A 9,138-nucleotide genomic window follows, 5' to 3' on the forward strand; every position below is an offset into this window, starting at 1 on the left:
CTGGCGCGGAGCGGCAACCGATTACTTGATCTTGGCTTCCTTGAACTCGACGTGCTTGCGCACGATCGGGTCGTACTTGCGGAAGCTGAACTTCTCGGTCTGGGTGCGCGGGTTCTTCTTGGTGACATAGAAGAAGCCGGTATCGGCCGTGCTGACGAGCTTGATCTTGACGGTGGTCGGCTTTGCCATGACCCTGAAATCCTTCGGTTCGCGGTACCGGACAGCGTTGAAAAAACGAAAAGCGGCGCGCGCAAACCGCGGCCGCCCACAGGCTGGGCCGCATGCGTCACCTGCCCGCCGATGTCAAGGCAAACACGCGGCTTGCCTGCTCCACCCTTGCTGTTTCATCGTTCTTTCACGCGAGGATGGCACCATCCCGCGGCAAGCCAAGGAGAGGGCCCAAGCGATGATCGAGGCAGTTGTAGGCGCCCCCGTCGAGTTCGAAAGCGGTCTGGCCGCGTTGCGCCGCGCCAGCGGCCGCGCGCCGGTCGGACCTCTGGCGGCAGAGGTCGAGGGCATCCGCCGTCTCGCTGCCGCGCAGGGGCTCGTCGCGGCGGCGCCGGTGATCCGGGCGATCGACTCGGCGCTGGCGCGCGGCGAGCGCGGTGCGTTGCTGCAGGGGCTCGTGGTCATTCTCGAGGATGCACTGGCGCAGCGGGAGCAGGGCGACTCGAGCTCGGTCTACGCCGCCGCCTGTTCGGTGCGTCTCGCCGGCTGAGGGCCGGGCTGCGGATGGAGACACTGGTCCCCGCCTTTGTCGCGGTGCTGCTCGCGCAGGTCTTCGATCCGCCCGCACGCCTTGCTGCCGTGCTCGCGGACCGCTTCGGAAGAGGGGCGGGCGTGACGGCCGGACTGGTCCTGGCCCATGCGGCAGGGTTCCTCGCGGCGGCGGCCGGAGGTGCGCTGATCGCGCCGGGAATGAGCCCCAACGCGCAGGCGTTGCTCCTCGCCCTCGCCCTGATGTTCGCAGGTGCGGGCGGTCTGGCCCGGACGAAGCTCGCCGATCGGCTGACGAACTGGCGCATCGGGAGTTTCGCAACCGCATTCCTGGGGATCTTCATCCTCGCGTTCGGGGACCGCAGTCAGTTTCTGGCCCTTGCCCTTGCCGCCTGGAGCGGGAGCCCCCTGCTGGCCGCGATCGGGAGCACGATCGCGGCGGTCGCGGTGGGCGCCATCGCGGCGACTGTCGGAGAGCGCGCCTGGTGTCGCTGGCCGGGGCGGCGAGCCGCCGGCCTGGGCGTATCGGGGCTGCTGGTGGTGGTCGGCGCGGTGCTCGCCGTGCGGGCATTGCGCCTCGGCTAGAGAAGCTCTTTCGCCTTTGCCCTTGAACGGGAGCGATTCAGGGCAAAGTTCGTTGCCGTAGCGAATCATCACCTGGAGGACTCCATGGCCGACACGAACCCGGCGCTCGACACGCCCACAGACCTGAACAGCAACAAGGTCCGCTCCGTCGCGGACGCGCTGAACGGTACGCTCGCCGACTGTTTCGCGCTGTATCTGAAGACCAAGAACTTCCACTGGCACGTCTCGGGTCCGCACTTTCGCGACTATCACCTGATGCTCGACGAGCAGGCCACGCAAATCCTCGCCATCACCGACATCATCGCAGAGCGGGTGCGCAAGACGGGCGGCACCACCCTGCGCTCGATCGGCGACATCGCGCGTCGCCAGCAACTGACCGACGACGACCGCGACTTCGTGGCGCCGGGCGAGATGCTGACGATTCTGCGCGACGACAATCTCAAGCTGGTCGAATCGATGCGTGCCGCGCGCGAAGCGGCGGAAGCCGCAGGCGACACCGCCACCAGCAGCCTGGCCGACGAGTGGATCGACCAGGCCGAGGAGCGGGCCTGGTTCCTGTTCGAGGCCGGCCGCAGGAGCTGACCCGTCGGGGGGTGGCCGACGGAACGATCGGCTGCCCCGCTCGGTTGACGCACGGGGCTAGTGGAGAACTGTCATGCTGCGTTGGGCCATCATCTTTCTGATCGCGGGACTGGTGCTCGGGGTGCTGGGCTTCGGTGGGATCGGCGGCGCGTTCGTCGACATCGCCAAGATCCTGTTCTTCATCGCCGTCGCGATCTTCGTGGTGCTGCTCGTGCTGGGCCTGCTCGCAGGGCGCGGCATCAAGAAAGCGATAGACTAGCCTTCCGGCCCGATTATCCTCCCGTCGGCTGGGCTGGCGGGGGGAGTCGTTGTGGCGCTGACGGGCATTGTTGCGGGGCTGCTGCTGGCATTCGCCGGCGAGTCGCAGACGCGAACCTCGACCCCTGGCGCGCCGCCGCCGCAGGCGCGGATCGCGGACCTCTCCTGGCTGACCGGCCAATGGCATGGCGAGGGCTATGGGGGGCCGGCGACCGAGGTCTACTCGGCGCCGCAGGCCGGCGGCATCGCCGGCCACTTCCTGCAGGAAGACGGCAAGGGCGCCGTGCTGTTCTATGAGCTGCTGCAGATCGTTCCGCGTGGACAATCGCTGGTCTATCGACTCCGCCACTTCAACGCGGATCTGACCGGGTGGGAAGACGCGAAGGGCGGCAAGGCGGTGGAGTTCCCGCTGATCGCCGTGGAAGGCAACCGCTTCTTCTTCGACGGGCTGACGTTGGTCCGCGAGGGGCCGGATGCACTCACCGTCTGGGTGCGCATCGCCGAGGAAGGCGCATCGGCGCGCGAGGTGCCGTTCCGCTATCGGCGGGTCCGCTGAGGCCCACGCAACCAAGCGTGCCGCCGACGGGTTGATCGGGCATGCGTGCGTTCGCCGACCTGCTCGACCGGTTGATCTATACCCGGTCGCGCAATGCCAAGCTCCGCCTGATCGGCGATTACCTGCGGACCACGCCGGACCCGGACCGGGGCTGGGCGATTGCGGCGCTTACCGGCGATCTCGACCTCCCGGCAGTGAAGCCCGCGATCATCCGTCAGATGATCGAGGCGCGGGTGGACCCGGTGCTGTTCGGGATGAGCCGCGACTTCGTCGGCGACACGGCCGAAACGGTCGCGCTGCTGTGGCCGGAGCCGCCGGCCGGCTCTCCTGCGGCGCGCGAGGCGGAGCCGCTATCGCTGGCGCAGGTGGTGGACACGCTTGCCGCCCTGTCGCGAAGCGACGCGCCTGCCGTCCTGGCCGCCATGCTCGACCAGCTCGATTCGGACGAGCGCTTCGCGTTGCTCAAGCTTGCGACCGGCGGGCTCCGTGCCGGCGTTTCGGCGCGGCTCGCGAAGACGGCGCTCGCGCAAGCCTTCGGCCTCGACGTCGAGGCGGTGGAAGAGGTCTGGCATGGCCTGGTCCCGCCTTATGCGCCGCTGTTCGCCTGGGCCGAGGGGCAGGCGCCGCAGCCCGACAGCGCCAATCTGCCCGTGTTCCGCCCGTTCATGCTCGCCCATCCACTGGAGGACGGCCGCGTCGACCTCGCCGAATATGCCGCGGAATGGAAGTGGGACGGGATCCGCGTGCAACTGGTGCACGCCGGCGGCGAGACCCGGCTCTACAGTCGGGCCGGGGACGACATCACCGCCAGCTTCCCGGAGGTCGCGGCCGCCTATGCGAGCCCGGGGGTGCTCGACGGCGAACTGCTGGTGAAGGGCGAGGCGCAGGGCCATGCCCTGGGCGAGGCCGAGGGGGCGGCCAGCTTCAACGCGCTCCAGCAGCGACTGGGGCGCAAGACGGTGTCGAAGCGGATGCTGGTCGACTATCCCGCCTTCGTCCGCCTCTACGACATCCTGTTCGACGGCTCCCGCGACCTGCGCGCGCTTCCCTGGAGCGAGCGGCGCGCCGCCTTGGAGCAGTTCGCCAAGGGCCTGGACCCGGAGCGGTTCGACGTCTCCCGGCTGATCGAAGCGCCGGATTTCTCGGCATTGGAGGCGATCCGCGAGGGCGCGCGCGACGCCGCGATCGAAGGCGTGATGCTCAAGCGGCGCGACAGCCCCTATGTTGCCGGGCGCCGGGTGGGCCTCTGGTACAAATGGAAGCGCGATCCCCTGACTGCGGACTGCGTGATGATGTATGCCCAGCGCGGCAACGGGAAGAGGTCGTCCTTCTACTCGGACTACACCTTTGGCTGCTGGACCGGCGACCCCGCCGAGGGCGGCGAACTGTTGCCGGTCGGCAAGGCCTACTCGGGATTCACCGACGAGGAACTGAAGTGGCTCGATCGGTTCGTGCGCACCAACACCGTCCAGCGCTTCGGCCCCGTCCGCGAGGTCGAGAAGACGCTGGTGCTGGAGGTGGCGTTCGATTCGATCCACGCGTCGCGCCGCCACAAGTCCGGCCTGGCGATGCGCTTTCCCCGCATCGCCCGCATCCGGCGCGACAAGCCGGCCGCCGAAGCGGACCGGATCGAGACGCTGCTCGGAATGGCGACCTAGGGAGGCCCGGCTAAGGCGTCGGTTCGAGCGCGATCTCGAACAAGGTCGGCCAGAGCTTGCCGGTCACGAACAGCCGGCGCTTCACCGGGTCCCAGGCGATGCCGTTCGGAACCGCCTCCGGATCGGTTGCGGCGACCTCTGTCGCCAGGGCGGACAGGTCCACCAGACCGGTCACCGCACCACTCGCCGGGTTGATACGAACCAGATAGTCGCGATGCCACACATTGGCGAAGATGGCGCCGTCGACCACCTCGAGCTCGTTGAGGTTACGCAAGGGGCGACCGTTCGCCGTGACGGTCAGCTCGCGCCGGACCGCAAAACTCTTCGGGTCCCGGAAGCGCAGCGTCGGCGAGCCGTCCGACTGGATCAGCGCGCTTCCGTCGCTCGCCAGCCCCCAGCCTTCACCCGTGTAGCGAAAACTGCCGGTGCGCTTGAGGGTCTTCGCGTCCCAGCGATGGGCAAGGCCCGTGGTCCAGGTGAGGCTGACGAGGCTATCTTCCCACAGCGCCAGCCCTTCGCCGAACTGGTCCGCGGGCAGCACCGCACGGGCGAGGACCCGGCCATCTTCCAGCCGTACGCGACGGATTTCCGAGCGGCCTTCCAGGCCGATGCTCTCGTACAGGGCGCCATCGTGCCACAGCAGGCCTTCGGTGAAGGCGCTGGGATCATGCGGATAGCGCGCGACGATTCGCGCCGTGATCGGATAAACGGGTGCTGGGGAGGGCGCAGCCGCCGGCGGGGCGACCTGCCCGGTCGCGGCAACGGGGGCAGGGGCGCCCGAAACCAGCGTCGCCGCGATGGCAAGGACCATCGCGGCGACACGGTTGGGGAACCGCCTGGCCGACGTGCGGCCGGACGGCATCCGAGATCAGCCCTTGGGCTGGAGGTTCACCGCGGCATACTTGCCGCGCCGATCCACCTCGAGCTCGAACTCGAGCTTGTCGCCCTCGTTCAGCGTGGGCATGCCCGCGCGCTCGACGGCCGAGATGTGCACGAACGCGTCCGGCTGCCCGTCGTCGCGCTGAATGAAGCCGAAGCCCTTCATCGCGTTGAAGAACTTGACCGTCCCCGACGCACGCTCGCCGGTCAGCTGACGCTGCGGACCGCCCATGCCGCCGCCGCGCGGGCCGGCATCACGGTCGCGCGGTGCCGCGCTGCCGCCTTCGGTGACCGGCATCGGCTCGCCGTCGATCTTCAGCTCGGTGGCCGAGATACGACCGCCGCGATCGACCAGGGTGAAGCCGAGCGGCTGACCCTCGGCAAGGCCGGTCAGGCCTGCCTGCTCGACTGCGGAGATGTGCACGAACACGTCCTCGCCGCCATCGTCACGGACGATGAAGCCGAAGCCCTTCTGTCCGTTGAAGAACTTCACGACGCCCGTGGCTTCGCCGACGACCTGCGGGGGCATGCCGCGGCCACCGCCGCCGCCGCCACCACGGAAGCCGCCGCCGCCGCCGCCGAAGCCGCCGCCACCGCCGAAGCGATCGCCGCCGCCGCCGCCGTAGCCGCCACCGCCGAAGCGATCGCCGCCGCCACCGTAGCCGCCGCCACCGCCGAAGCGATCACCGCCGCCGCCGTAGCCGCCGCCACCGCCGAAACCGCGATCGCTGTAGCCGCCGTAGCTCTCGTCACCAAAACTGTCGCGCTTGTCCTTGCCGCGCCCGCCGCGATCTCCGCGGCGCCCTCGATCGAAACTCATTGCCCTGTTCGTCTTCCCGGCTCGCCCAAATCCTCACCATCAGAACCCAAGCGCCGGACGAATGACGCAGGTCTCTGGGCGCACAGGCAGATGCGCCACGAAGCCACCATAGCCTAAACGCCTCTAGCCGGAAATGTTTTCGACAATTTTGCGGCAGGCGACGCGCGATCCTGCCACAACCGTGGCGAAGACGGCACAGCTTTGGCGTCTTCCGAGGCGATCGACGGTGCCGCTCCGGCGCGACTCGCGCCGCGACTCGCCGGACGCCGCCTCCGCGGGAAGCCGGCCGAGCCAGGCTGCACGGGCATTGAGCCTGCTCTCCGAAGCGTCTAGGCGTCTGGCATGGCTGTATACCTGCACGAAGAAGATCTGCCCGCCGACCTGTTCGCACCGGGCGCCGACCTCGCCGTCGACACCGAGACCATGGGCTTGCATACCCACCGCGACCGGCTCTGCGTCGTGCAGATTTCGGACGGGCGCGGCGACGAGCATCTCGTCCGCTTCGCGCCCGGCAGCGACTATGCGGCGCCCAACCTGCGCGCCGTCCTGGGCGATCCGGATCGCGTCAAGCTCTATCACTTCGCCCGCTTCGACCTGGCGGCGATCCGCCACTATCTGGAGACCGTGGCCGCGCCGGTCTATTGCACCAAGACCGCGTCGCGCCTGGTGCGGACCTACACCGATCGCCACGGCCTGAAGGAACTGGTGCGCGAGCTGCTGGGCCAGGAAATCTCCAAGGCGCAGCAGTCGTCGGACTGGGGCGCTCCGGTGCTCAGCGACGCGCAGAAGGAATATGCGGCGTCCGACGTGCGCTATCTCCACGCGATGCGCGAGGAGCTCGACCGCCGCCTCGCTCGTGAAGGGCGGAGCGCCCTTGCGACGGCCTGCTTCGACTTCCTGCCGCACCGCGCTGAGCTGGACCTCGCCGGCTGGCCGGAAGTCGACATCTTCGCGCACATGTAAGCCGCAGCATGTCGGAGATCGCCCGCCGCGAACGCACGCACCGCCAGCATTGGGCGCTCCCCGGCGGGCGCCACGACCGGCTGATCCGGCTGTCGCTGGTCGCACTGCCGGTCGCGATCGGCGTGCTGGCGGCATTCCTGGTGCTCGCCCCGCTGTTCATGCGCGGGGACGTCAGCTTCGTGCTCGACAAGAACAAGGTCGAGGTCGCCAAAGAGCGGCTGCGGCTCCAGACGGCCCGGTACACGGGTGCCGATGCCAAGGGGCAGCCCTTCGCGCTGACCGCGGGCTCGGCGGTGCAGAAAAGCTCGTCGGAGCCGATCGTCCAGCTCGACAAGCTTGCGGCCGAAATCCAGCTGAAGGACGGGCCAGCTCGGCTGAACGCCGATCATGGGCGCTACGATCTCGACAGCGAGCAGGTCGCGATCGACGGTCCGATCGCGTTCCGCGCCGCGGACGGGTACCGGCTCGACACCCGCGATGCGACCGTGGACCTGAAGACGCGCAAGCTGCGCAGCGGGGGCGCGGCGGACGGCACCACGCCGCTTGGAACCTTCAGCGGCGACCGGCTTTCGGCCGACCTGGAGGCGCGCACCGTGCGGCTCGACGGCAATGCCCGCTTGCGCATCCAGCCCGGGCGAACGAAGTAGGCGCTATGATACGTGTTCCGCACCTCCTGCTCGTCGCCGCGCCTCTCGGGCTGCTCGCCGCGCACGCTGCTCTCGGGCAGGTACGCCACGACTCGAACGCGCCGATCGATTTCAGCGCCCAGTCGATCGAGCTGCAGGATCGTGCCAACCGGGCGATTCTGACCGGGGGCGTGACGATCCGGCAGGCGACGATGACGCTGACGGCCAACCGGGTGACGGTTTCCTACACGGGCCAGGTGACGTCGGGATCGCCGCAGGCGTCGCGGCTCGACGCCGCCGGCGGAGTGACCGTCACTCGGCCGGACCAGACCGCCAAGTCCAACTTCGCCGTCTATGACGTCAACCGGCGCGTGGTGACGATGATCGGCAACGTCTCGCTGACGCAGGGCACCAACCGGCTCAACGGCGGCCGGCTCTCGATCGATCTCGACACCGGGCGCGCCACCATCGACGGTTCGGGCGTGGCGAGCAGCACCGCGCCCGGCGGCGGGGTCACGCAGCAGGGCGGCCGGGTGAGCGGGCGCTTCTCGGTACCCAAGCGCGACTGACGCACGGTCCGGCGGAGCCGGGGGGCGCCGAGCGATCGTGCCCCCTTTCCCTCCGCGCGCGAATCATGCACGAACTTTGCCAGCTGCACGTGCGTTCGGGGCATCGACCTCCGCCGCGCCAGCACGGAGCCTCAGATGGACGATGTGACCACCCTAGCCAGCCCGACCACGGCACCCCATGCGGAGCCGACGATGGCGCACGGCCTGTCGGTGGTGTCGATCGCCAAGTCCTACGACAAGCGGGTGGTGCTGTCCGACGTCTCCATGTCGGTCGGCCGCGGGGAGGTCGTCGGGCTGCTCGGTCCCAATGGCGCGGGCAAGACCACCAGCTTCTACTCGGTCATGGGCCTGGTGAAGCCGGACGCCGGGCGCATCATGCTCGACGGCGACGACATCACCAGCCTGCCGATGTACCGCCGCGCGATCCTGGGGCTCGGCTATCTGCCGCAGGAAACCTCGATCTTCCGCGGCCTGACGGTCGAGAAGAACATCCTCGCGGTGCTCGAGCTTGCCGAGCCGGATCCAAAGGCACGCGGCCAACGGCTCGACCAGTTGCTCGACGAGTTCGGCCTCACGCGCCTGCGGGACGCACCGGCGATGGCACTGTCCGGCGGCGAGCGCCGCCGCGCGGAGATCGCGCGGGCGCTGGCGGCCGATCCCTCGATCATGCTGCTCGACGAGCCGTTCGCGGGCATCGACCCGATCTCGATCGCGGACATTCGCGATCTGGTCGGCCAGCTCAAGCAGCGGGGGATCGGCGTGCTGATCACCGACCACAATGTCCGCGAAACGCTCGACATCGTCGATCGCGCGTACATCATCTACGATGGCCGGGTGCTGTTCACCGGCTCGCCCGAGGAACTGGTGGCCGACGCCAACGTCCGCCGCCTGTACCTGGGCGAGAGCTTCTCGCTCTGACCCATGG

13 protein-coding genes are annotated in these 9,138 nt (G+C 69.0%); 10 read left to right on the forward strand and 3 right to left on the reverse strand.

Annotated features, from left to right (window positions below):
- Positions 1 to 21 precede the first annotated feature (21 nt).
- Positions 22 to 189: a 50S ribosomal protein L33 gene (gene rpmG, locus EO081_RS09970; protein WP_125959110.1), complete on the reverse strand. Its 168-nt coding sequence runs from the start codon at positions 187 to 189 to the stop codon at positions 22 to 24.
- Between the two features lie 217 nt (positions 190 to 406).
- On the opposite strand from rpmG, the gene EO081_RS09975 reads away from it, so the two are divergent.
- The 6 genes from EO081_RS09975 (at position 407) to EO081_RS10000 (ending at position 4,356) form a co-directional block, all read left to right on the forward strand.
- Positions 407 to 718, forward strand: a complete 312-nt coding sequence (locus tag EO081_RS09975; RefSeq protein ID WP_129341805.1) for a hypothetical protein — start codon at positions 407 to 409, stop codon at positions 716 to 718.
- A 14-nt stretch (positions 719 to 732) separates the two neighbouring features.
- Positions 733 to 1,302: a TMEM165/GDT1 family protein gene (locus EO081_RS09980; RefSeq protein WP_129341806.1), complete on the forward strand. Its 570-nt coding sequence runs from the start codon at positions 733 to 735 to the stop codon at positions 1,300 to 1,302.
- A gap of 84 nt (positions 1,303 to 1,386) precedes the next feature.
- Complete coding sequence (locus EO081_RS09985) at positions 1,387 to 1,884, forward strand: Dps family protein (protein WP_129341807.1); 498 nt, start codon at positions 1,387 to 1,389, stop codon at positions 1,882 to 1,884.
- A 73-nt stretch (positions 1,885 to 1,957) separates the two neighbouring features.
- On the forward strand, positions 1,958 to 2,143 hold the full coding sequence (locus tag EO081_RS09990; protein ID WP_125959106.1) for a DUF1328 family protein: 186 nt from the start codon (positions 1,958 to 1,960) through the stop codon (positions 2,141 to 2,143).
- 51 nt (positions 2,144 to 2,194) lie between these two features.
- Positions 2,195 to 2,698, forward strand: coding sequence for a DUF6265 family protein (locus EO081_RS09995; RefSeq protein ID WP_129341808.1), 504 nt, complete (start codon positions 2,195 to 2,197; stop codon positions 2,696 to 2,698).
- Between the two features lie 41 nt (positions 2,699 to 2,739).
- Positions 2,740 to 4,356 carry a cisplatin damage response ATP-dependent DNA ligase gene (locus tag EO081_RS10000; protein WP_129341809.1) on the forward strand — a complete coding sequence of 539 codons (1,617 nt, stop codon included), beginning with the start codon at positions 2,740 to 2,742 and terminating at the stop codon, positions 4,354 to 4,356.
- 10 nt (positions 4,357 to 4,366) lie between these two features.
- Here the strand turns inward: EO081_RS10000 and EO081_RS10005 are convergent, their stop codons facing one another.
- Together EO081_RS10005 and EO081_RS17195 are read right to left on the reverse strand one after the other, a co-directional pair.
- Complete coding sequence (locus tag EO081_RS10005; protein WP_129341810.1) at positions 4,367 to 5,167, reverse strand: glutaminyl-peptide cyclotransferase; 801 nt, start codon at positions 5,165 to 5,167, stop codon at positions 4,367 to 4,369.
- A gap of 57 nt (positions 5,168 to 5,224) precedes the next feature.
- Positions 5,225 to 6,055 carry a cold-shock protein gene (locus EO081_RS17195; protein ID WP_129341811.1) on the reverse strand — a complete coding sequence of 277 codons (831 nt, stop codon included), beginning with the start codon at positions 6,053 to 6,055 and terminating at the stop codon, positions 5,225 to 5,227.
- A gap of 342 nt (positions 6,056 to 6,397) precedes the next feature.
- Here EO081_RS17195 and EO081_RS10015 point away from each other — a divergent pair, with 342 nt between their 5' ends.
- The 4 genes from EO081_RS10015 (at position 6,398) to lptB (ending at position 9,131) form a co-directional block, all read left to right on the forward strand.
- The gene (locus tag EO081_RS10015; protein WP_129341812.1) at positions 6,398 to 7,018 is read left to right on the forward strand and encodes a ribonuclease D; all 621 of its coding nucleotides are present in this window, start codon (positions 6,398 to 6,400) and stop codon (positions 7,016 to 7,018) included.
- Between the two features lie 8 nt (positions 7,019 to 7,026).
- The gene (gene lptC / locus EO081_RS10020) at positions 7,027 to 7,665 is read left to right on the forward strand and encodes an LPS export ABC transporter periplasmic protein LptC (RefSeq protein WP_129341813.1); all 639 of its coding nucleotides are present in this window, start codon (positions 7,027 to 7,029) and stop codon (positions 7,663 to 7,665) included.
- A gap of 5 nt (positions 7,666 to 7,670) precedes the next feature.
- Complete coding sequence (locus EO081_RS10025) at positions 7,671 to 8,213, forward strand: LptA/OstA family protein (protein WP_129341814.1); 543 nt, start codon at positions 7,671 to 7,673, stop codon at positions 8,211 to 8,213.
- Between the two features lie 135 nt (positions 8,214 to 8,348).
- On the forward strand, positions 8,349 to 9,131 hold the full coding sequence (gene lptB, locus EO081_RS10030) for an LPS export ABC transporter ATP-binding protein (RefSeq protein ID WP_125959099.1): 783 nt from the start codon (positions 8,349 to 8,351) through the stop codon (positions 9,129 to 9,131).
- Positions 9,132 to 9,138: the final 7 nt, after the last annotated feature.

Source organism: Sphingomonas desiccabilis, assembly GCF_004135605.1.
Classification (GTDB): domain Bacteria; phylum Pseudomonadota; class Alphaproteobacteria; order Sphingomonadales; family Sphingomonadaceae; genus Sphingomonas; species Sphingomonas desiccabilis.

Excerpts from the sequence above, each read along its gene's own strand:
- rpmG (WP_125959110.1), bottom strand. The coding sequence starts at position 189 with ATGGCAAAGCCGACCACCGTCAAGATCAAGCTCGTCAGCACGGCCGAT.
- EO081_RS09975 (WP_129341805.1), top strand. The coding sequence starts at position 407 with ATGATCGAGGCAGTTGTAGGCGCCCCCGTCGAGTTCGAAAGCGGTCTG.
- EO081_RS09980 (WP_129341806.1), top strand. The coding sequence starts at position 733 with ATGGAGACACTGGTCCCCGCCTTTGTCGCGGTGCTGCTCGCGCAGGTC.
- EO081_RS09985 (WP_129341807.1), top strand. The coding sequence starts at position 1,387 with ATGGCCGACACGAACCCGGCGCTCGACACGCCCACAGACCTGAACAGC.
- EO081_RS09990 (WP_125959106.1), top strand. The coding sequence starts at position 1,958 with ATGCTGCGTTGGGCCATCATCTTTCTGATCGCGGGACTGGTGCTCGGG.
- EO081_RS10000 (WP_129341809.1), top strand. The coding sequence starts at position 2,740 with ATGCGTGCGTTCGCCGACCTGCTCGACCGGTTGATCTATACCCGGTCG.
- EO081_RS10005 (WP_129341810.1), bottom strand. The coding sequence starts at position 5,167 with ATGGTCCTTGCCATCGCGGCGACGCTGGTTTCGGGCGCCCCTGCCCCC.
- EO081_RS17195 (WP_129341811.1), bottom strand. The coding sequence starts at position 6,055 with ATGAGTTTCGATCGAGGGCGCCGCGGAGATCGCGGCGGGCGCGGCAAG.
- EO081_RS10015 (WP_129341812.1), top strand. The coding sequence starts at position 6,398 with ATGGCTGTATACCTGCACGAAGAAGATCTGCCCGCCGACCTGTTCGCA.
- lptC (WP_129341813.1), top strand. The coding sequence starts at position 7,027 with ATGTCGGAGATCGCCCGCCGCGAACGCACGCACCGCCAGCATTGGGCG.
- EO081_RS10025 (WP_129341814.1), top strand. The coding sequence starts at position 7,671 with ATGATACGTGTTCCGCACCTCCTGCTCGTCGCCGCGCCTCTCGGGCTG.
- lptB (WP_125959099.1), top strand. The coding sequence starts at position 8,349 with ATGGACGATGTGACCACCCTAGCCAGCCCGACCACGGCACCCCATGCG.